This is a genomic window from Allofrancisella inopinata, assembly GCF_012222965.1.
Lineage (GTDB): Bacteria > Pseudomonadota > Gammaproteobacteria > Francisellales > Francisellaceae > Francisella > Francisella inopinata.
Window position 1 is genome coordinate 358,117 of record NZ_CP038241.1, and the last position, 22,439, is coordinate 380,555.

Consider the following 22,439-nt stretch of genomic DNA (forward strand, 5'->3'; position numbering starts at 1 on the left):
ATAGTTTTTGTGCAATTCAACCTTTGGCTAGACATGGAAAAGAAAAGAATAAGAAAATTAAGAAATAAAACTGGAAAAGTTTTTGCAATTGAAACAAACCTTACAGGTAGAAAGTTACTAAATAATCGCGTTTTAAATAAGGATGTAGCTTTTAGTCAAGAAGAGAGAATAGTTTTTGACTTAGTAGGGTATCTACCAGAGAAGGTGGAAAGCTTGGAAGAGCAGGCTCTTAGAGTTAGAAGGCAACTGGATCTTAAGCCTAACTCACTAGAAAAATACGTTTTTCTCAATAGGTTACATGATTTTAACCTTACACTTTTTTACCATTTTGTACGTGAGAATTTAGAAGAAATAATGCCAATAATATACACTCCAACTGTTGGTGAAGCTGTACAAAAGTATAGTAGCCAGTTTAGAAAACAAAGCGGTTTATTTATTTCAATTAATCATAAAAAGCATATTGGTAAAATTCTAGAAAGGTATGACTTTAATAGTATTGATTTGGTTTTGGTCACTGATGGTGAAGCTGTGCTTGGCATAGGAGATCAAGGGATAGGTGGCATGAATATCAGTATAGGCAAAATTATGGTATATGTTGCTGCAAGTGGTATAGATCCAGCTAGAGTTCTACCTGTGCAGCTTGACATGGGCACTAATAATGATGAACTACTAAGCGCGCCTGGATATTTGGGTATGCGCTTGCCAAGAGTCTCAGGAGAGACTTATGATGAATTTATTGAAGAGTTTGTGACACAAGTTAAAAGTAGGTTTCCTAATGTGTTTTTACATTGGGAAGATATTGGTAGAGATAATGCTACACGTATTCTTGAGAAATACAAAGAAAGATTATGCACTTTTAATGATGATATAGAAGGTACAGGTATTGTTGCAGCAGCTAATTGTATAGCGGGATTAAAAACTGTGAATTCTATCAGAATCAACGCAGGGGAGCTAACCACAGAGCAAGCTATAAGTAGTATTAGTAATATTAAAGTAGTAATTTTTGGCGCAGGTAGCGCAGGTTGTGGTATAGCCAGACAGATAGCTGATATAATAGCAGATAGAGCGCAAGTTTCTATTGAGAGGGCAAGACAAAATATTTATCTAGTTGATAGGTATGGTTTGGTAACTGATAAGTTAAAAGCAAAACGAGTTACTCCTGAACAAAGGTTATTTATAAAAAGCTCAAAAGAGTTTAATAAGTGGAACGTTACTGACATAAATTGTATCACCTTAGAAGAAACTGTAAAAAACACTAAAGCTAAAGTCCTAATAGGCACATCTGGTCAGCCAGGAACATTTACCGAAGAGATAATAAAAGAAATGACTAAGCATAATAATTATCCTATTATTATGCCTCTTTCTAATCCTACTTCACTATGTGAAGCTTTACCGGAAGATATTGTTAAATGGAGTGACGGTAAAGCTCTAATAGCTACGGGTAGTCCATTTCCAGATGTTGAATATAATGGTAAGAAATATCGTATATCACAAGGTAATAACGCCTTTATTTTTCCAGGGTTAGGTCTAGGATGCGTTGCTGTACATGCTAGAGTTTTAACTAGTGGAATGATTAGAGCAGCTTGTTATAGATTAAGTGAGTTGTCCCCTATGGTTATTAATGAAGATATTACACAGCCATTACTAGCAAAAATCACAGATTTAGTGGAAGTGACTAAAGAAATCACAAAAGCTGTAGTTAAACAAGCTATAGTAGAAGGTGTACATGAAGTAGATATAGACCTAGAAGATGTAACTGATGAAGAGTTAGCTCAAGAAATAGATAGGTTAATAAATCTTTCTTCTTGGACGCCGACTTATGCTCCATATATGCCAATATAAGCAATTAAAAACTTTAGTTTTTTCTCCTGTTTAATTTAATTTTGTGATAGAATAGGCGTAATTTCTCAGTTGTTAAGATTTCTATTGTTTATTTGTTGAAAATGTTATTCTTAATTGCTAAAATCAAAAAAACTCTATGTGTTTTTGGTTAACTTAACCGAGGTTTTTAATGTATAGAAAATTAAGTAAAACTTACGCTATTGTTGGTGGTATTTTGTCTTGTTGGAGCTTTGGTTATTCTGCAGAAAATTCTCCAGAAGTTGCTTCCCAAGGTGGGCCATTAGGCTTTACAAGTATTGGTGAACAGGATATTGATGATAAATCATCAAATAGTAGTAGTGCTACGGGTACCAATACGACAAACATAGATGAAAGAAAGCTACTATTACAGTTGCAACAACAAGTCCAGCAATTACAGGGTCAGTTACAACAATTAAAAAAACAACAAACAAATTTTAATAACACTTCTAGTGGCGGGTCTCAGTTTACAACTTATAGCTCTAAAGTAGATGATAATAAAGAGTTTGGAAGAGCAAATCCTAATGCATCTTTGAAGGAATCTTTTATAGATAGTGACAATTCAGATATTTTAGAAAATGTCAGTTCAGATCATGCTATTGTAAACTTAGGAAACCAGTCTTTTGGAGGGGTATTTAACAAAAACGGAGGTACTGATGTAGGTGGGGCACCTCCAATTACAACCCAAGGTCAAATAGCCTTTTTAGGTTCATATTCAGGTAACAATAGCATCCCAATTGGAATGATATCTTCAAACCTTTTTGCTTCTACATTGATGGGTCAAAGAAGTAAATTTGACGATTACTCAGTTTTCTTTGGGGGCTTCTTAGAAACTGATGCGCAAGTATTTTTTGGTAGTCAAATTACAAAAAATAATGGTGATATATCCCAAAGTAATGGTCAAAATATTTATCTAACAGCTGCAAACTTATATTTCTTATCAAACCTTGGACATTATGTTACAGCTCAGTTTGATTTTGATACAGACGAATCTGGTAGTTTTAACTTAGGTAATGCTTTCGTAATGTTTGGTAACTTAGATACTTCGCCTTTCTTTGTAACTGCAGGTAGAAACAAGTTATCTGTTGGTTCTTATGGTGGCGGTGGTACTTTAACTTCGGGTATAATTAAGAATTTTTTATCACCAGGACAAGTCACTAACGTTTCTCTTAATTATAAGTCTGATACTATCAACGCCAATGTGGCTGTGTTTGGTTCAGATGATAGACGTGCTAACTTTTCTACAGGTTTATTTTATGCTGATAGTTTATCAGAAAATCTAGCAGCTGGTTTTAATGTTGGATATGTATTTAATATGGCCGGTGCAGGTAATAGTGCTCTTGCAGGAGCATTAAAAGATACACCACAAGAGAATGATAATGTGGGTGTTTTTAACCTTGATGCCAACTTAGGATATGCTATGTTAGGAGGGTTTTGGCAGGTTCAAGCAGGTTGGGCAACTACAACTAACGAAGAAAACTTCAATGGCACAGGTAATAACGTTCTTGCAGGTGCATGGTATACAGCTCTTAACTATTCACTGGAACTTTTTGGTAGAAATACTAACTTTGGTGCATCCTATGGTCAATCTTATAATGCTGCTAATATACCAATGACTATAGCTTCTTCGCCTATTAGTTTTGGACGAGCAGCCTCAGGTATTCAAAACCAATTTATTGTTTCTGCTCAGCGAGCTTATTTTGATGATAATGTGCTATTTGGTCCAGAGTACGCATACCAAAAGCTTTATGGTGGCCAGCATATGAATACTATTACGCTTGATGTTTCAGTATATGTTTAATAAGAGTCTTTTATAGTGTAGAATAGGACCCTAAATACCATATCATAGTTGTTTTTTAATTTTGATGTCAAAAAAAAAGTATTTTTTTCCACAGTGCTGTCAATTTTTAGTGTTAGCGTAGCTAACTCTAAAGATACTGCTAGTGATCTTAAGAATATTCAACAACAAGAAATAAGTAAACTAGTACATCAAATTCAGCTTTTAGAGCTTGAGGTCGGTAATCTTAACTCCAAGCAGCAAAGTCCGGTTAGTTTGGATTTACAAAGAGAGATTATAAACTCTACTTTTAATGATGACCTTTTCGAGTATAAGAGTAAAGAGCTTCAAGAAAAGATTTTTCAAGAGCGTATAAATAAGAATAATAAAAAAGTATCAGATGTTAATGTAGGTGGTGAAGTTAAGATTACAACTCAGGGTCAGGTATCTTACGTTGGATCATTTTCAAGTAATAACAGTATCCCAATTGGTCAGCTACCTAGTAATTTATTTGCTTCTAGTATACTTAACCAAAGAGGGTTGTATGATGATTATGCTATTTTCTTTGGCGGTTTTATAGAAACTGATTTGCAAGGCTGGAGAGGTTCAGCTATCACTCAACGTAATGGTTCGGTGCTTGAAGGCGCTGGTGAGGGAGTTTACTTAACTGCAGCGACACTTTATTTTTTGGCAAATGTTGGTCATTATGTTACAGCTAATTTAGATTTTTCAGCTAGTCAGAATAATAGCTACAACATCCAAGATGCTTTTTTCATGATTGGAAATTTAGATACGTCACCGTTTTTTTTATCTGTAGGTAAGTACAGGGTTTCTTTAGGAAGTTTTGGGGGAGGTGGCCCTTGGACAACTGGTCTAACTGCAAATATGTTTCGCCCACTTCGTGTAGCTAATGCAGCTATTAATTATAAGGGGGATACTTCAAATGCTAACTTCACAGTTTCAAATGCAGGAGATCATCCTACTTTTTCTTTGGCCTATTTTGATGCAGTTAGGTTATTTGATATAGTTCAACTTGGTTTTAATACAGGATATATGCATGATATTCGTGGTGCTAATAATAGGTTTTCATTTGTAAATAAGCGAGTAGGCGAGTTTAATATCGACTTTGCTTTGAATCTTACAAATATGTTTCCTGGTAGTTTTAACTTAGGAGCAGGTTGGGCCACTACAACAAATAAAAGCGTCCAATTTAATGGTATAAGTGATTCCTACGCAGGAGCTTTTACAGTTCAAGCTGCATACACATTTACTATTTTTGGAAGTGGTCAGAATATTAACATCAGCTATGGCCATTCTTACAATGCAGAAAATATACCTATGCCCCTTTCTTTTTCAGCAAGTAGATTTATGGGTGCCTCCGGAATTAAAGATCAGGTATTGATCTCTACACAAAGGTCTTTTTTTGATGATAATGTATTGTTTGGTCCGGAGTATTCTTATCAAAGTTTGTATAATGGCCAGCATATGAATACTGTTACTTTAGATATTTCAGTTTATATCTAAATAGTATTCGCTTTATAAATACATATAAATAGAGTAATATTGAGCAATAATAATATAATAATCTAAATGGCTATATTTTAATGTCTTTTCTAACAGCTATAGTGGGTAGAGCAAATGTTGGTAAATCTACTTTATTTAATGTATTAACTAATTCCCGAGATGCTTTGGTTTTCGATTTTGAGGGTGTTACTCGTGACCGCCAGTATGGACAATCAAAATACGATGACCTTGATTATCTGGTAGTAGATACTGGAGGAATTTCTGATAAAGATATTGGCTTTGATGAATTTATGGCAAAGCAAGCAGAGATGGCTATAGACGAAGCAAATTTAGTTTTTTTTGTTGTTGATGGCAGGTCAGGGTTAACAAGTGGTGATGAATATGTTGCTAATTTACTTCGTCAGAAAGATAAAAAAGTCGTAGTAGTTGTAAATAAAGTAGACGGCGTTGAAGAAAACTCAGCAATGGCAGAGTTTTATGAATTAGGTTTTGAAAAAGTATTTGCTATATCTGCAGCACATCGTCGTAATATTCAAAAGCTTTTAGATAAGTATTTAAAAAAACCGTTGCTAGAGTATTACCAAGATCATACACAAACAGATGAGCATAAAGAAAAATCTCGCCATGGTGTACATTTTTCATTAATTGGTAGACCAAATGTTGGTAAATCAACTTTGACTAATAGAATGCTTGGAGAGGAAAGAGTAGTTGTATTTGATATGCCTGGTACAACTATTGATAGTGTAAGTATTCCCTTTGAACGTCATGGTAAAAAATATACTATTATCGATACTGCTGGAGTACGTAGACGAGGTAAGATAAAGCAAACTTTAGAAAAATTTTCAGTAGTAAAAACATTACAATCTATACAAGATTCTAACGTTGTAGTCGCTGTTGTTGATGCCAGAGAAGGCATTTCAGATCAAGATTTAAGTCTAATCCATTTTGCTATAAAAAATGGCAGAGCATTAGTTATCGCTGTTAACAAGTGGGATGGTATGACAGATGAAGCTAAAGAAAACGTTAAAAAAGAACTTAAAAGACGTCTATTTTTCTTACAAGATTATATAGATATCCATTTTATTTCAGCATTACATGGTACAAATGTTGGTCATGTATTTGAATCTATAGATACAGCTTACCAGTGCGCTAATAAGAAAATAACTACAGCTGAGGCTACTAAATTGTTACAATTAGCTATAGAAGCACATTCACCACCAATGGTTGGTAAGTTTAGAATAAAACTTAAATACGCTCACGTTGGAGGACATAATCCTCCAATTATAGTTATTCATGGAAACCAACTTAGTAAATTACCACAGTCTTATAAGAAATATTTAGAAAATTTCTTTAGAGAAGCTTTAGATTTTCGTGGCACCCCTGTAATATTTGAGTTTAAACAGTCAGATAATCCTTTTGCAAATAGAAAAAATAAGAGAATAAATGATGAAAGTACTAAGAGTAAGAAAGCTAAATAATATTGCTTCTGACGTGACTATAAATATTAGTGGGGCGAAAAATGCCCTTTTACACCTTGTTTTTGCTAGTTTAATTCCAGATACAAAAACAAAATTTACTAATGTTCCTACTACTCTTTTAGACTATAAAGGCGCAAAAGAAATTCTAGAAAATGTTGGTGCAAAAGTTATCGAAAAAGGTGAAGAGGTAAGTATTGATACTAAAGGTGTTACTATAGAACCACTTGAGCTTTGTGGTGAAATGACCTCAAAGACGCGCTGTTCTTTGATGCTTTTAGGTTCAATGCTAAAGAAAAAAGGTAAAGTTAAGATTGGCTTTCCAGGTGGATGTAGTTTTAGTGAAAAAAGGCCTTTTGATATTCATTTAAGTGGCTTAGAAGCTTTAGGAGCAGAAGTTAAATTAACTGATGAGCATATTGAAGTCATATATAAAGAAGAAAAAAATGCAGAGTTTAAGATGCCTTTTCCGTCTGTTGGTGCCACGATGAACTTAGTAATGTATGCTGTGATAGGTAGTTCAGAGGTGGTTTTAGAAAATGTTGCATTAGAACCAGAAGTGGTTACCTTAATAGAATACCTAAATAGGTGTGGAGCAAGGATTGATTTTGATATTGGAAGTAGAAAAATAAAAATATATGGGGTGACTAGACTTTTAGGGTGTGAGTTTGAGATTATATTTGATCGTATCCAAGCTATGACATACGCAGCTATGGCATACTTATATAAAACGGACGTTACAATCACAAATATTAATACTCAAGATATCTACAATATTGAAAAACCTTTAGAAAAGCTTACTAATGCTGGAGCAAATTGGGAATATAACCAAGAAAATAAAACTATAAAATTTTTTGGTAAGGATAGTAGTTTAAACGGGGTGGACATAATCGCAGCGCCGTTTCCGCATTTCCCTACAGATTTGCAACCGATCTATGCTGTTATGCTGCTTATAGCAAACAGCCCTAGCACTATACAAGATACAGTATATCCAGAGCGTATTAATTACGTTTATCAGATTCGTAAAATGGGTTTTGATTTATCTATTGATAATAACCTCATAAAAATAAATCCAATAAAAGACTACGAAAACCTTAGAGCAGCTGTTATGAGTGTGAAGGATTTACGTGCTGGTATGGCGTGTTTGATGGCAGGTTCTTTACTGGATGAATTTTCTACTATTAATAATGCACATCAAATATTTAGAGGCTATGATAATCTTGTAGATAATATGGCGCATTTTATGCAGATAGAGCTTCTAGAGCAAGACATTTAGGTGACTCGATGCCAGAAAATTACTTATCTCTAGAGAAATATAATACTTATAGAATTAAATCTTTTGCTAGAAACGTTTATTTTCCAAGTTGTGAAGATGAGGTTTTAGCTATAGCCAATAAGCATGAGAAAATATTTTTTTTGGGTAATGGTAGTAATATTATCTTTTCTAAAAAATATTATGATGATGAGGTTGCTTTTGTAATTCTTTGTAAGAATTTTAATTCGTTTACAATTCAAGAAAGCACAGTCAATGTGCAGTCAGGAGTGTTATTACAAGACCTTGCTATAGCCACATATGAAGCTGGTTTAAGTGGAATTGAGACATTTTATGATGTTCCAGCTAGTATTGGTGGGGCACTTATTATGAATGCTGGTGCTTATGGTGATGAGATTTATACTTGTGTCAAAAGTGTAAGAGTTTTGGATCTTCTTACACAAGAGGTTATAAACTATGCAAAAAAAGATATAGAATATGGATATAGGTACTCAATGTTTAAAGATAAGAGTAACCTATGCATTTTGTCAGCAGAATTTGAGTTTGAAAAAAAACCTAAGCAAGAGATTAAAAATAAGCTAAATGACATTTATTCTCGGCGTCTGGCTAACTTACCTCAAAAACCTACAGCAGGAAGTGTTTTTAAAAGGCCTCAGGCTAATGTTCCAGTGGGTGTAATGGTACAGGAGCTTGGTTTAAAGGGAAAATCTATAGGAGATGCGCAAATTTCCCCGAAACATGGAGGAATTATTGTTAATAAAGGTGAAGCTACTGGTCAGGAAATTTTAGCTTTAATTAACTTTATTAAAGATCAAATATTTAAGCACTATAATATCGAGTTACATGAAGAACAGATTGTAATTTGATGATACAATTGTAAAATGGCTTTTTTATATTCACAATATTTTATATACTTTTTTTAATCGTACAAAATCTTTTTATATGTTATATGAAAATTAATAAATTACTTGCTATTGCAATTGCTTTCGTATCTTCAAGTTTTGCTTATGCAGACACTGCTGGAAGTACTAATTTAGAGTCTCAAACCATTGGTTTGGCTAGTACAGTAGCTGATAGTGAGCAAGCTAAACAAACTGATAAAAATAGTGTAGAAAAACTCAAAAATAGGAAATTACCTGAACACACTAAAAAAGAATGGGACCAGTTTAGCAAAAATATGAACCAAGAATACGACCAGCTAATGGCTAGAGCAGAAAAAATATTAGGCAAAGAAACGTTTGAAAAAGAAACAGAGCAAAGTAATAAAACAACTAGTGTAATAACATCACAAGTAACTAATTTAGAGGATAGTGTTAATAGTAGTGGATCAGAATTCCAATCAGAAGATGGCTACCGTATAGAAGATGTAACTACAGTTGGGTTGCTTAAAAATGAAGAAACACGCTTTAAAAATTGTTTGATTATGAAGAAATATGGTGATGGTGCATGGCAAACTTACTGTCAACCTTTAGCAAAGCCAAATATGTGTACGTCACAAGACTGGCGTGATATTTCAACTATGGCAATTATGTATTGCTAGTAGTATTTTTAAATTCAATAATTTGTTTTTTTAAATCATCTAAGCTTATTCTGTTTGAAGTTGGGCGAGGAGTAACGTTATTATCATTAGCTTTACGTACAGCATAGCCATATAAGGCTTCTATTTCTAATTGTAAATTTTTACTAAGTTTATTTATAAATTTTTGCCAGCGTTTTTTACCAGTAAAAGTTGTTCGCATCTTAGTATCAGAAAGAGGTTCGTTTAGAGAACGTATATCATTAAACAGAACTTCTATAGACTTATATGTAAAAGTTATAAGATCAGATTCTATAGCAGGTGTTTTATATTTGCTAGCTTGTAGGGTATTTCCCCACGTTAATACGTCTATCATTGTATTGGTATGTTTTAGATCATCTATCTCAGCAAAAGTTTTGTTAAAACTACTAAAAGTTTTATCGCCAAAAGTTGAAAATAGTAGTATGCCATTATCATTTAACAATTTATAATAATACTCTAGTTTATTAGCTATGTTATCTGTTAAGTGAATTGTCGAGTTTGAGACAATAAGGTCAAATCTAATATGGTGGCCTGGTTGTTTGTGTATTTTGCTTGTAGGAAATCGTAAGCTTAAAACGTTTTGATATTGTTCATCGCTGTAACCGTCGACTAAAATATCGTTAGGTTTTAATTTTATGAACTCAAGTCTGCTTAATAACCTTTGAGCAATTTCATTTTTTATAAAAGACTCTTGGTGAACCTTAGTAGCAGGTTTACTAGATTGTAACTTTAGAAAAAGGTTATAATTAAACATAAGTTTTTTATAAAAGATAGCTAGTTATATGGTGATTATACCAAAAATAATAAAAATACTCCTTAAACAAAGTTGCTTACTATGTAGACAAAGCTCAGATGATATTATTTGTGAATATTGTTCAAGTGATTTAATTGGTCATTTAAACTTTAAAAAAGAAACCATAGAACTTGATTGCCATGAATATGATTATTATTTTTTACTTAACTATTCTGTAGAAATTAAGTATTTACTTAAGAAACTAAAATTCCATAAGGATTTACTAGTAGAGCCAATATTTGATAAATTAATATCTATATGGTGGCAAAACTCTATTAATAAAGAATTAGGTGATATCGATACTATAGCTGCAGTACCGATCCATAGATTTAGGTATTTATACCGTGGTTTTAACCAAGCAGAGCTTCTAGCTAATAAACTCTCACAATATACTAATGTCCCAACAACTTTCACAAATTATAAAAGAGTTAAGTATACAAAACCTCAATCAAAATCTTCTAAGCAAAAACGTATAGACCAGATAAAAGGAGTCTTTAAGTTAAATAAGCCAATACAAGCAAAACACCTAGTAGTTTTTGATGATGTATTAACAACAGGGTCAACTTTAAAAGAATTTGTTCAAACTATTAAAGAGGGAAGTAAGATCGATAAGATATCTATAATCACCTTAGTAAGGGCAGGGTAGAGTATTCTTACATTACTCAGGCAGTCTCATATGTATTTTACCACCTAGTATATGAGCATGAAAATGAAATACCATTTGACCGCCTTCTTTACCTGTGTTTATAACAGTTTTAAACCCTTTTAGCCCTAAATCTTTAGCGATTTTTGGGATGATTAACATAAATTCACCCATAAGCTCTTGATCTTGCGTAGATAAGTCATTTAAGCTTGCTATATGCTTTTTAGGTATGACTAGTACATGGATATCTGCAGCAGGATTGATATCATGAAAAGCTAAAAAACTATCATCTTCATAAACTTTGTTGCATGGAATTTCGCCAGTGATAATTTTACAGAAGATACAGTCAGACATTTTTTATTTCTCCTTCTTAAAAATATAGTAAATTAAAAAAACTACTCCTGTAGCAATAAATCCATTATGATGGGTTTCTATAAATTCTTGTAGTTTTACTAAAGGTGTGGGGTCAGCATATAAACTATACCACATACCTAAGCCTGTCAATCCAAGCCCTAAAGCTAAAGGCCATTTTTTAGGTTTTTTTTGTGGAATTTTTATATAAGATACATCTTTTTCTTTTTTTAGGTTAGCTTGAGTTTGCTGCAAGATATCAAAAACTATACGTGGTAATTCAGGCAGCTTGTCACTAACTCTAGGCATATTTTCTATAGAACGATGATAAAAGCCTCTAAGTCCCATCTGTTCTTTCATCCATTTTTCTAAAATAGGGCGAGAAGTTTCCCAAATGTTTAATTCAGGACAGAGTTTTTGTCCTAAGCCTTCAACATGGAATAAAGTTTTTTGTAGCAAAGTTAGTTGAGGTTGGATATTCATCTCAAATCTTCTTGCAACGTTGAATAGTTGCATTAAAGTATAACCAAGAGAAATTTCTTTCATAGGTCTTTCAAATATAGGTTCACAAACTGTACGGATTGCTGATTCTAGTACATCAACACGCGTATTAGCTGGTACCCAACCAGATTCTATATGCAGCTCAGCAACTTTTCTATAATCACGCTTAAAGAAAGCTAAGAAATTTCCAGCTAAATAGCGTTGATCCTCTCTATTTAGAGTGCCCACAATACCAAAATCTATAGATATGTATTTAGGATCTGCTGGGTTTGTTACATCTATGAACATATTTCCTGGATGCATATCAGCATGAAAAAAACAGTCATCAAAAACTTGAGAATAGAAAATTTCTACACCTCTTTTTGCTAGTAAACGTCGATCAACTCCTAGGGAGTCTAAAGTCTCTATGTCTGAAACGCTAACACCGCTGACTTTTTCCATCACCATTACAGTGGAACTAGTATATTCCCAGTAAATTTTAGGAACGTAATGTATAGGACTATTTTCAAAATTTCTACGTAATTGAGAAGCATTTGCAGCTTCTCTTACTAGGTCTAGCTCGTCAAAAAAACTTTGATTAATTTCACTAACAATTTCAACAGGTTTAAACCTTCTTATTTCTTTTAATAGTCGAAGCCCTTTAGCGAAAAATAGCATCAAAGAAGTATCAAGTTTAAGGATTTTCTCAATGTTTGGACGCAGAACTTTAACTACAACTTCTTCACCACTATGAAGAGTGGCACTATGTACTTGCGCTACAGATGCAGAAGCTAATGGAGATTCGTTAAACTCACTAAATATGTCTTTAATAGTTTGTTTAGATGCTTTTTCAATTTGTTGCATTGCAAGTTTACTGTCAAAGGGAGGTACATCATCTTGTAGCTTTGCCACTTCTTTTATTACTTCTGGAGGTAATAAGTCTGCTCTAATAGATAAAGCTTGTCCAAATTTAATAAATATAGGTCCTAGTTTTTCTAAAGCTTCACGTATGCGTATACCATGGTCTAACTTTCTAATTCTCCTTGAATAGTAGAAAGGGTTTAGAAAAAGTATAGCCCTTAAAGATTTTAGATTTGTAGCTCGTACTGGTTCATTAAATAAGCAGTATTTATTGACGATATAAAAAATATAAATAAGTCTGAAAAATTTTTTAATCATTATACAAACCTTGTAGTAGCTTTAGTTTCAAATCTATCCTATCAACAGATTGCTTTAACTCTTGAATCTCACGATAGAAGATATTTATTTCATTTTGTGAAATTAATAACTGTTTTTCTTCAGTTAAGTAATCTTTTATATCAATGATAGTTTCTTTGTGAGATGTTTGTAAATACTCTTTAGCTTTGTTAAATGGTTTTGCAACTAGGTTAGCAAAGCTTGGGCTTGTAATTTGCGAAATTTTGTAGACTATATCGATATCAAGGGCATTAAAAAAATGATTAAATTCGTTGAGTGCTTTTAAGCTGCCTTTGTAATCTAGTTTTTCAGCTATTAAAAGTTCTTGTAGGTTTTTATTAAAAACTAACTCTATAATATAAGCTAATTTACCACTTAAAACATTCTCAAAACTAGAGTTTGTAGCGTATAAACTTTGGTTTTTTACATTTATAGCAATTGTGTAGTCTATATCACTAAAGTGTATAGTCAGAGATTTATTCTCTAAAGGCAATAGTAAGTGGCTAGCTTGGGGGTCAAGTTTTGTTATTAAGTTTAAAGCTTTATTAACAGTTTGTATCATTTTTAGTATTTATGCCCAGTGTGTAAAGCGACTATGCCACCTGACATATTTTGATATTCAACCTTATCAAAGCCAGCAGTTAACATCATTTGTTTTAAAGTTTCTTGGTCAGGATGCTTGCGTATTGATTCTGCTAGATATTTATAGCTATCAGCATCTTGTGTAATGATTTTTCCTAAAAAAGGTAATGCTTTAAAAGAGTATTCATCATAAATTTTAGCAAGCATAGGTATTATAGGTTTAGAGAACTCTAAAACTAGTAATCTACCACCTGGCTTTAAAACTCTACACATAGAAGCTAAAGCCTTATCTTTGTCTGTAACGTTCCTTAAACCAAAAGATATAGTTATGCAATCAAAAAAGTTATCTGGAAATGGTAAGCATTCAGCATTTGCTTGTACATATTCAATATTTCCAACGCATCCTTTATTAGTCAGTTTTTCTTTACCAACTTCTAACATAGAAGAGTTTATGTCGCTAAGAACAACTTTGCCTTGAGAACCTACTAGCTGACAAAACTTATAAGCTAAATCTCCTGTACCACCTGCTAAATCTAGAACTCTATCTCCTTTACGAATACTAGCTTTTGAAATCGTTTGTTTTTTCCATAACCGATGGATCCCAAAGGACATCAAATCATTCATTAGGTCGTATTTAGCTGCGACTGAGTGAAAAACTCCAGCAACTTTTTTTTGTTTTTCTTCCCATGGTACTTCTGTGAAACCAAAATCAGTAGTTTTATTTTCTTTAGACATTTAGACTAAGATTTATGATATATTAGTTATTGTCTAATTATAGCAGAATATCGTATATTTGTATTGGCGAGATAATAAATAAGGGTTTATGTAATAAATAATAGAATTGTTGAGTTGCTTGTTAGAATTTTTCATCAGATTGTACTTTAATATTTATTTTAATTACCGAAACCTAATAAGCTACATTATGTAAACAATGCGTATACACCAAAAACATACACGTTTAGAATAATATTTTACTTTTAAGAACTTCTATTTGCTTTTACCTGGGTTGACTTTTTTTTAAAAAATGTTAATATAAAATATTTATATATAAACATAAGTCTTAAATTTTAATTATATTGTAGTTATTGATGATAGATAAGTGTTGTTTTTAGCTAATGTTGAGGAAAGGAATGATTCTGAAGTTTACGATTGATTATAGTGTTGGAAATAATTTTCATGAAACTAATATAAAATACATTATATATGAAGTGCAAAGGTTTTGGTCAGATCAAACTGCAACCATACCCCATTCTAAAGCTAGTAATTACAATGAAAATTGTACTAGATTGGGACAACTCGAGAAATGGGAAAAATATATAAATTCTCGCTATATCAACCAAAGTTATGTTGAACTTGATGCTATATTCTCAAAAATGACGCCTCTTAAATACCAATCCTCTCATAAGGCTTATCAACGTATATGTTTTGATCGCTCAGTTCTAACTAGAAAATACCAACCTCACTTTATAGCAATATGTGTTGATCCTAGCCAGAAGACTAATTTTTCATTAAACTTCACTCAAAAACAAAAACTCTATAACCTCTATATGTTATCAGGCAAGAATATCGTTATAAAAGGTTCAGCTTCAAACGGAAATGCAAATAAATTTCATAGAGGAATTTCTTTTAATGAACTAATAGCAGCTTTAGAAAGTCATGTCAAAACTGATAAAGCCGGGCAAGTAACAGTTGAAGAGGTTGTTATGTATAATTATAAAAAATATGAAAATGTTTATAAGTATGGCAACCTTAAACACCCAGGAATATATAGGCGAGATATGGTTATATACAATTCTATATCTAAAAAAGTGGATTTTTATCCAGTATACTTAAATATACTAAATACTGAAATGAGCACTAATAACCATGACCATAAGACAGGTGCAAATGTATATGAGAGAGGCTACTTTGCAAACGACCCAAGAAAATTTAAGTTAAAATCGTTAGATAAAAAAGAGCATGTAGAATTTTTAGTGAATGTGTCGGAAGCAATGATAAGCTACTACGAAAATCCACTCTCATACATAGAAGATAATTTATTTTATTGCTCTAGAGATGTATGTGCTATAAAGTGAGTTATAGTTAATCCGGTTAAGCTGTGTTTAAAAGTTGAAGCTAAGCTAAGCTTATAGCTTTATATGTAAAGCTGCCTAGCACTATGCTAACGTAGTTACAAACAAATGGAAAATAAAAAAGCTCGCTTAGGCTCAAACGTTTTATTTTCTTTGTTTTTTGTAGCTACTAACCGCTAATATGCGATACTTACTTTATTTTATTATTTACCTATTGGTTATTATAATGTAAATTTGCAAGGTTTTGATAGTACTACTGTAAATTACTTGGGACTTATTTACTAATATTTTATCGTTAAAGTGCCGTCATAATATATTGCTTTGAAAATTTTTTCAGAGGCAACTAAGTATGTTCCAGATCGGAGTTTGAAATGACGAGCCTTTCTCTACATTAATTATTCAGCTTAGCTATATTATACCAATTCCAACACAAATTAGTACTCTCTAACTTTGTATTTCATACCTAATTTAAGTTTTTGATATTTGCCAATAGCCACTGCTATTGCCTGCACATCAAAAACTTAAATTAGTCATAAACTCCTTTGTGATAAATGTACTAATTTATGTTGGTATTGGTATTAACTGTAAAATTTCGTTTACGGAACTAACTAAAGAAAAACAAATTGTAGAGGTCGGTAACAAAAATGGGCATCAGCAAAAACAAATTTAAATAATAAGGTATATGACTGTTCCTATACACTCAAAATCTGTAGTTTTATTTTCTTTAGACATTTAGACTAAGATTTATGATATATTAGTTGTTGTCTAATTATAGCAGAATATCATATATTTGTACTGGCAAGATAGTAAATAAGGGAAATAGGGTTTATGTATATATTATCTGGAGATATTGGAGGAACTAATACTAGATTAGAAGTTTCTCAGTTGGAAAATGGTAAAACTCAAAGTATAGCTGTAAGAAAATATAAAGGAGCAGATTTTAACTGCTTAACAGATGTTATTAATATTTTTTTAGCTGAAATTGATTTAGCTGGAAAAATTGATTCAGCCTGCTTAGCTGTTGCTGGTTTTGTGGTAGATGGAGAGGTCGAAATTACAAATTTGCCATGGATGGTTTCAGAGCAGTACGTTGCTGAGGGTTTAGGTATTGATAAAAGTAAAGTCAAAGTGATAAATGATTTTGAAGCCATTGGCTATGGTATTGAAAAATTAGACCGACAAAAGGATATTATAACTATCCAAGAAGGCAAAAAAGATGATAATAGCCTTTGCGCGGTTATTGGTGCAGGAACTGGGCTTGGAATGTGTTTGGTGAGTTATGATGAAAACCATAAGCCTAGAGTTTATAAAACCGAAGGCGGTCATGTTGATTTTCCTCCAGTTGATGATGAGCAGATTGAGTTATTTAAATTTATGCGTAAAACTTTACATAGAGTTTCTCCAGAAAGATTTTGTAGCGGTTATGGTATTTATAATATTTATAAATATGTAGTTAGAAATCCATTATATAATCAACCTGAATGTACCAGTTTACGTAGAGATTTATTTAAAGTTTCAGATTCAGATAAAGCGGCAATAATAGTTAAGTATGCTATAGAATATAAAGAACCGTCTGCTTCAAGAGCTGTAGATATATTTCTGAGCATTTATGGCTCAGTTGCAGGGAATCTAGCTTTAACAAGCTTACCATTTAGGGGTTTATATATTGCTGGAGGAATTGCTCCGCGCCTTATTGGTCAAATTAAAGAAAGCAAATTTTTGGAAAAATTTAGAGATAAAGGGAGAATGTCAGCAATGATGAAAGATTTTCCAATCCACATAATAATGAATACAGACGTTGGATTGATAGGAGCTAGAGCTTATGCTGCCAACTTGGTCAAAAAAGATTAAATAGCTTTTTTATCTTTTATGTTTTTCTTTATTTTAAATACACTTGTAATAGCTAAGTATGTAGCGCCCAAAATAATTATAGCTACATAGAAGCTCATAAAGATCAAAAATATTACTGTCATTACTGCTAGCTCAAGAAAGCTAAAAACAGCTAATATTGTGGTTAAAAGTAAATAGCTGACTAGTTTATTAAAAAAGTGAATTTTTTTAGGGTATTTTCTATAATTGTCTTTCATTGTTTTGTAAAAGCTTAATTTAATTATTTTTTATATATTTTATAACATGTAGTTTGCAATTAAAAATCTGATTTATTTTTTCATATTTCTAGATAAGTATAATGTTTGGATTAGCATAAATATAAAAGTAATACCTAAAAGCCCGAACAATTTAAAGTTCATCCATATATTTGTAGAGAAAAAATAGGCTACAAAAAGATTAATCGTCCCAAGAATTACAAAGTATGCACCCCACATAGTATTAATTACTTTCCATTTATGTGAATTAAGATTAATAGCTTCTTTAAGAAGCTTTTCCATAGGAGTTTCTTTCATAACGTAGGTTGTTATTATTAATCCAATACCTATTAGCCAATTTACTATACTAACTTTCCATTTGATAAACTCCTCGTTATGAAAATATAAAGTAGCACCACCAAATATTATTACCAACACAGTAATTAAAATTTGCATCTTGGCGATTCTACGATGAGTTATGTATTCCCATATAACCTGTGCTACAGTGATGATAATCAAAGCAGCAGTTGCATAAAAAATATCATAGACTTTATAAATCGCGAAAAAAACGATTGCGGGTAATAGATCATTAAGCATTTTATTCATAATTTAGGCTAAATTTAATAAGTGTTGTATAATTATCATAAAAGTATAGCCTTTGTTAAGAAGATTATGAAGAGATTAATAGAATTATATAGTTATGGTAACAACGCTTTAGCACTACAAGAAATAAAACAAGTATTAGATAAAGAAGGTGTTGTAGCTATTCCAACAGACTCAGGATATGCTTTAGTTTGTAAAATGAAATCAAAAAAAGCTATAGATAAAATTAGGAAAATAAGAGATTTAGATAGTAGTCATAATTTTACTCTGGCGTGTAGAGACCTTTCTGAAATTTCAGAATATGCTAAAGTTGATAATAACGCTTATAGGCTACTAAAGAGATACACTCCTGGCCCATATACATTTATACTAAACGCTACTAAAAAGGTATCTTCTTTACTTGTTACTAAATCTAAAAACACTGTAGGTATAAGAGTAAGTGATCATTATGTTCCTCAAGCTATAAGTGCAGAGATGGGAGAGCCTTTGGTAGTTAGCTCTTTTATTCTACCGACTCAGGATCATGTTATAACTGACTGTAGTAACATTGACAATGAAATCATGAATAATATAGATTTAATAGTAGAATCTGACTACTGTGGTTATGAGCCAACTACTGTAATTGAGATGTTAGAATTGCCTTATACTGTTTTGCGTGAAGGTGCAGGAAGTGTGGAGGGTTTTAACAAATAAATAAAATAATTAGTTACCAACATGCACTAGTTCAAGCTTGCAACAATCCTATTACGAGGCATAGGCAAAATGGGGTAATATTTTAAACGACACTGAGTTTAAAAGAGTTTTTAAATTTATTGGACAATTTGGTGATTAATGATTTTTTTAGTGTTTATGAATAAGTAGCTCAAAGATCCTAAAATACAAATAACACTTCCAGCAATAAAAACGATACTAAAACTATTTCCTGTTTTTTGCAAAATAAAACCAGTTGTTAGGGGGGCCAGTCCAGCACCAATAAAATTAGCTAGGTTTTGTGTGCCGCCAACTATTCCTATTAACTTTGGTGGGGCTATGTCAGCAACTATTGCCCATGTTGGTGATACTCTAAGTCCTAGACAAAAGATACTGATACTTATAAGCAAAATTATACTTAAAATATTATCTAAAGTAGCAATCGTCATTATTGCAACACCAGCTATTAGACAACCAAGAATTATAGGAGTTAGACGTGAAGCAATAGCTGAAAAACCTCGTTTTATAAGATAATCAGAAACTATACCACCTAGTATCACCGATACAAGTGACGATAAAAATGATAAAGATGTTGCAAGCCCCATTTGTGATAGGCTAAGGTTCTTTATTTCAATAAAATAAAATGGCAGCCATGTTATAAATAACCAATAGGCATACGTGCTACAGATATTACCAATACATAAAAATATTACATTATGATTGGTTATTATGGCTTTGAATTGTTTTTTTGTCAGAGGTTTTGGTTTTGAGCTATCATTATTATGGGCAAAGTAACTATGATTCTGTAGTTTAGCCCAGATAAAAGCTGTGGTTAAGCCGATAACCCCAAGTAAGATAAACATGCCTCGCCAACTAACTAAAAGCATTAAGCTAACTAAAAAAATTGGGGCTATAATGTTTGCAAGCCTTGGGCCTAGAGCAACTATTGAAGATACAAAACCTCTTTTAGCAACTGAGAAGTTTTGTTGAATAATTTTCGTTGCAATTATGAATAAAGGTGCTTCAGCTATTCCTAATAAGATTCTCATTACAAGAATCGAATAGAAACCAACAGCTAAACCACTTAGAATACATACTCCTGCCCATGCTACCATACTTAATATAGCAATACGTTTAATGCCAAAACGGTCAACTAAGTATCCAGCTGGGAGACTTGATAAAGCATAAGACCACATAAAAGCAGATAGTAGTAATCCCATTCCTGCTGGGCTTATATTAAAATCAGTAGCAATTGAGATATTGGCAATACTTAATGTTGAGCGATCAAGGTAATTTATTAAGGCGCCTAGAAAAAGTATAAAAACGACAAAAATATAAAAAGTTTTTTTGGACATATTTATTTTACCCTCATGCCAGGTTTAGCACCCTCATGAGGCTCTAGTATATATAGACCTTTACCATCTCCAGCAGCTAAAACCATTCCTTCAGAAACACCAAATTTCATTTTTCTTGGGGCTAGGTTTGCAACCATAACAGTATGTTTACCTACTAAGCCCTCTGGATTATACGCTGATTTTATGCCAGCAAATACTTGCTTAGTAACACCACCTAGATCTAGAATTAACTTAAGGAGTTTATCAGCTCCTTCGACATGTGAGGCTTCAATGATTTTTGCAACACGTAAATCTACTTTCATGAAGTCGTCAAAAGTGCATTCTGGAGCTATATCATCAGTTTGATCTTGTGGTTTATCGTGAGGCTGCTGAGATTGTTCATTTTCGAGTATCATTTTTGTATCTTCCAGAATTCTATCAACTTTTTCTTTTTCTATGCGAGTTGCTAGCGGCTTAAATTTATTTATTTTATGGTTTTTTAAAAACTTTGGTGCGTCAGACCAGTTGTTAACTTGAATATTTAAAAATGTTTCAGCTTTTCCAGTAAGGCTAGGAACAATTGGTTTAAGATAAGAAACTAAAACCTTAAACATATTGATACCCTGGGAGCATACTTGATGAACTTTCTCTTCTTGTCCCTCTTCTTTAGCTAGTTGCCAAGGTTTATGAAGGTCTATGAATTGGTTTGCTTTATCTGCTAATGCCATTATTAACCTAACAGCAGTTGCAAACTCTCTTTTTTCAAATGCTTGTGTAATAGAATCATGATCATTGGTAAATTCTTTTTCTAGGTTTGTATCATAGACTTCAGTTGATAATGTAGCATCAAAATTTTTATATATAAATCCTGCACAGCGACTAGCAATATTTACAACTTTTCCGACTATATCAGAGTTTGACTTAGTGACAAATTCTTCTAGATTTAAATCAATATCATCTATTTTAGAGGTTAGTCTAGACGCGAAATAATATCTTAGGTAGCTTGGCTCTAGATTATCAAGGTATGTTCTTGCTTGGATAAAAGTACCGCGCGACTTTGACATCTTTTTACCGTTTACAGTTAAAAAGCCATTTGCAAAAACACTAGTTGGTGTTTTGTATCCTGTAGAAGCTAAGATAGCTGGCCAGAATAAGGCATGAAAATATATAATATCTTTTCCTATAAAATGATAAAGCTCATTTTGACTACCATTGCCCCAAAATTGATCGAAAACTATACCAGTTTTATTACAATAGTCTTTAAAACTAGCTATATAGCCCATAGGAGCATCTAGCCATACATAAAAATATTTCTGCTCATTTGTGTCAGGTATTGCAAAACCAAAGTACGGAGCATCGCGTGATATATCCCAACTTTGTAAGCCTTGCTCAAACCATTCTTTTAGTTTATTGGCAACTTCTGGCTGTAATTGTTGGTTTGTGTTTATCCAAGTTTCTATATCTTTTTCCAAAGCTGGCAAGTCAAAGAAAAAGTGCTCAGATTTTTTTTGAATAGGAGCTTTACCAGAAACTACAGATTTTGGGTTTATTAAATCAGTAGGATCATAGGTTGCTCCACAGACTTCACAGCTATCTCCATATTGATCTTCAGCTTTACACTTTGGGCATGTGCCTTTTACAAATCTATCAGGCAAAAACATTTTAGCTTGCATATCATATGCTTGAGCAATTTCTTTTGTTGAAATTAAGCCTTTTGTTTTTAATTTATTGTATATTTCTTCAACAATTTCTTTATTTAATTTATTATGGGTAGAATGATAATTATCAAACTCAACTTCAAAATCTGTAAAATCTTTTAAGTGTCTTTCTGAAAAACTTTTAACCAATTCTTCAGGAGAAATACCTAGGCTCTTAGCTTTTAACATTATCGGTGTACCATGAGTATCACTGCCACAGACAAAGACACATTTATTACCTTGTAATTTTTGAAACCTAACCCAGATGTCTGATTGTATATAGCCAAGCATGTGACCTAAGTGTAAATCACCATTAGCATAAGGTAAGGCATTGGTAACTAGTATTTTCCGCATTATTATTTGAATTGACTTGTTAGATTATAGCTATTATAAAGATTTTTACATGTTTTGTTTAGATAAATTTTTGGAAGATATATTTACTTGCA

Annotated in this window: 20 protein-coding genes; 11 read left to right on the top strand and 9 right to left on the bottom strand. The window is 32.4% G+C overall.

The genetic code is table 11. The annotated features are described in order from the left end of the window. Nucleotides 1-33 precede the first annotated feature (33 nt). The 7 genes from E4K63_RS01620 (at nucleotide 34) to E4K63_RS01650 (ending at nucleotide 9,449) form a co-directional block, all read left to right on the top strand. Nucleotides 34-1,842, top strand: coding sequence for an NAD-dependent malic enzyme (locus E4K63_RS01620; RefSeq protein WP_133942069.1), 1,809 nt, complete (start codon nucleotides 34-36; stop codon nucleotides 1,840-1,842). 169 nt (nucleotides 1,843-2,011) lie between these two features. Continuing rightward, nucleotides 2,012-3,661 carry a DUF3573 domain-containing protein gene (locus E4K63_RS01625; RefSeq protein WP_133942068.1) on the top strand — a complete coding sequence of 550 codons (1,650 nt, stop codon included), beginning with the start codon at nucleotides 2,012-2,014 and terminating at the stop codon, nucleotides 3,659-3,661. Nucleotides 3,662-3,754: 93 nt separating this feature from the next. Next, nucleotides 3,755-5,161, top strand: coding sequence for a DUF3573 domain-containing protein (locus E4K63_RS01630; RefSeq protein ID WP_133942067.1), 1,407 nt, complete (start codon nucleotides 3,755-3,757; stop codon nucleotides 5,159-5,161). Nucleotides 5,162-5,241: 80 nt separating this feature from the next. Next, a complete protein-coding gene (gene der, locus E4K63_RS01635; RefSeq protein ID WP_133942066.1) occupies nucleotides 5,242-6,639 on the top strand; it encodes a ribosome biogenesis GTPase Der in 1,398 nt (465 codons plus the stop codon). Then, nucleotides 6,608-7,912: a UDP-N-acetylglucosamine 1-carboxyvinyltransferase gene (locus tag E4K63_RS01640; protein ID WP_133942100.1), complete on the top strand. Its 1,305-nt coding sequence runs from the start codon at nucleotides 6,608-6,610 to the stop codon at nucleotides 7,910-7,912. Before der ends, E4K63_RS01640 begins: the two co-directional genes overlap by 32 nt. 8 nt (nucleotides 7,913-7,920) lie before the next feature. After that, a complete protein-coding gene (gene murB, locus E4K63_RS01645; protein WP_133942065.1) occupies nucleotides 7,921-8,775 on the top strand; it encodes a UDP-N-acetylmuramate dehydrogenase in 855 nt (284 codons plus the stop codon). An 83-nt stretch (nucleotides 8,776-8,858) separates the two neighbouring features. Continuing rightward, nucleotides 8,859-9,449 (top strand): hypothetical protein, encoded by a 591-nt coding sequence (locus E4K63_RS01650; protein WP_133942064.1) that lies wholly within the window; start codon nucleotides 8,859-8,861, stop codon nucleotides 9,447-9,449. Here the strand turns inward: E4K63_RS01650 and E4K63_RS01655 are convergent. Beyond that, a complete protein-coding gene (locus tag E4K63_RS01655) occupies nucleotides 9,436-10,221 on the bottom strand; it encodes a methyltransferase domain-containing protein (protein WP_133942063.1) in 786 nt (261 codons plus the stop codon). The two genes, E4K63_RS01650 and E4K63_RS01655, sit on opposite strands and share 14 nt — an antisense overlap. Before the next feature lie 28 nt (nucleotides 10,222-10,249). On the opposite strand from E4K63_RS01655, the gene E4K63_RS01660 reads away from it, so the two are divergent. Continuing rightward, nucleotides 10,250-10,906, top strand: a complete 657-nt coding sequence (locus E4K63_RS01660; protein WP_133942062.1) for a ComF family protein — start codon at nucleotides 10,250-10,252, stop codon at nucleotides 10,904-10,906. A 12-nt stretch (nucleotides 10,907-10,918) separates the two neighbouring features. Here the strand turns inward: E4K63_RS01660 and E4K63_RS01665 are convergent, their stop codons facing one another. The 4 genes from E4K63_RS01665 to ubiE are packed head-to-tail and all read right to left on the bottom strand — an operon-like array spanning nucleotide 10,919 to nucleotide 14,248. Beyond that, nucleotides 10,919-11,257 (bottom strand): histidine triad nucleotide-binding protein, encoded by a 339-nt coding sequence (locus tag E4K63_RS01665; RefSeq protein ID WP_133942061.1) that lies wholly within the window; start codon nucleotides 11,255-11,257, stop codon nucleotides 10,919-10,921. 3 nt (nucleotides 11,258-11,260) lie between these two features. Continuing rightward, the gene (gene ubiB, locus E4K63_RS01670) at nucleotides 11,261-12,913 is read right to left on the bottom strand and encodes a ubiquinone biosynthesis regulatory protein kinase UbiB (protein WP_133942060.1); all 1,653 of its coding nucleotides are present in this window, start codon (nucleotides 12,911-12,913) and stop codon (nucleotides 11,261-11,263) included. After that, a complete protein-coding gene (locus tag E4K63_RS01675) occupies nucleotides 12,906-13,493 on the bottom strand; it encodes a ubiquinone biosynthesis accessory factor UbiJ (RefSeq protein WP_133942059.1) in 588 nt (195 codons plus the stop codon). The genes ubiB and E4K63_RS01675 overlap by 8 nt, the downstream gene beginning before the upstream one ends. A 2-nt stretch (nucleotides 13,494-13,495) precedes the next feature. Then, nucleotides 13,496-14,248, bottom strand: a complete 753-nt coding sequence (gene ubiE / locus E4K63_RS01680) for a bifunctional demethylmenaquinone methyltransferase/2-methoxy-6-polyprenyl-1,4-benzoquinol methylase UbiE (RefSeq protein WP_133942058.1) — start codon at nucleotides 14,246-14,248, stop codon at nucleotides 13,496-13,498. 395 nt (nucleotides 14,249-14,643) lie between these two features. On the opposite strand from ubiE, the gene E4K63_RS01685 reads away from it, so the two are divergent. Both E4K63_RS01685 and glk read left to right on the top strand, forming a co-directional pair. Further along, complete coding sequence (locus E4K63_RS01685; protein ID WP_166666902.1) at nucleotides 14,644-15,588, top strand: hypothetical protein; 945 nt, start codon at nucleotides 14,644-14,646, stop codon at nucleotides 15,586-15,588. 825 nt (nucleotides 15,589-16,413) lie between these two features. Beyond that, complete coding sequence (glk, locus tag E4K63_RS01690; RefSeq protein ID WP_133942056.1) at nucleotides 16,414-17,436, top strand: glucokinase; 1,023 nt, start codon at nucleotides 16,414-16,416, stop codon at nucleotides 17,434-17,436. On the opposite strand, the gene E4K63_RS01695 is transcribed toward glk, so the two are convergent. Together E4K63_RS01695 and E4K63_RS01700 are read right to left on the bottom strand one after the other, a co-directional pair. Next, complete coding sequence (locus E4K63_RS01695; RefSeq protein ID WP_133942055.1) at nucleotides 17,433-17,672, bottom strand: hypothetical protein; 240 nt, start codon at nucleotides 17,670-17,672, stop codon at nucleotides 17,433-17,435. The genes glk and E4K63_RS01695 overlap by 4 nt on opposite strands. A 72-nt stretch (nucleotides 17,673-17,744) precedes the next feature. Then, entirely contained in the window at nucleotides 17,745-18,275 is a 531-nt protein-coding gene (locus tag E4K63_RS01700; protein ID WP_133942054.1) for a septation protein A, read from the bottom strand. 66 nt (nucleotides 18,276-18,341) lie between these two features. On the opposite strand from E4K63_RS01700, the gene E4K63_RS01705 reads away from it, so the two are divergent. Next, nucleotides 18,342-18,965 (top strand): L-threonylcarbamoyladenylate synthase, encoded by a 624-nt coding sequence (locus E4K63_RS01705; RefSeq protein WP_133942053.1) that lies wholly within the window; start codon nucleotides 18,342-18,344, stop codon nucleotides 18,963-18,965. Nucleotides 18,966-19,081: 116 nt separating this feature from the next. Here the strand turns inward: E4K63_RS01705 and E4K63_RS01710 are convergent, their stop codons facing one another. Together E4K63_RS01710 and metG are read right to left on the bottom strand one after the other, a co-directional pair. Next, a complete protein-coding gene (locus E4K63_RS01710; RefSeq protein WP_133942052.1) occupies nucleotides 19,082-20,317 on the bottom strand; it encodes an MFS transporter in 1,236 nt (411 codons plus the stop codon). 2 nt (nucleotides 20,318-20,319) lie between these two features. Further along, entirely contained in the window at nucleotides 20,320-22,347 is a 2,028-nt protein-coding gene (gene metG, locus E4K63_RS01715) for a methionine--tRNA ligase (RefSeq protein WP_133942051.1), read from the bottom strand. Between the last annotated feature and the right edge of the window lie 92 nt (nucleotides 22,348-22,439).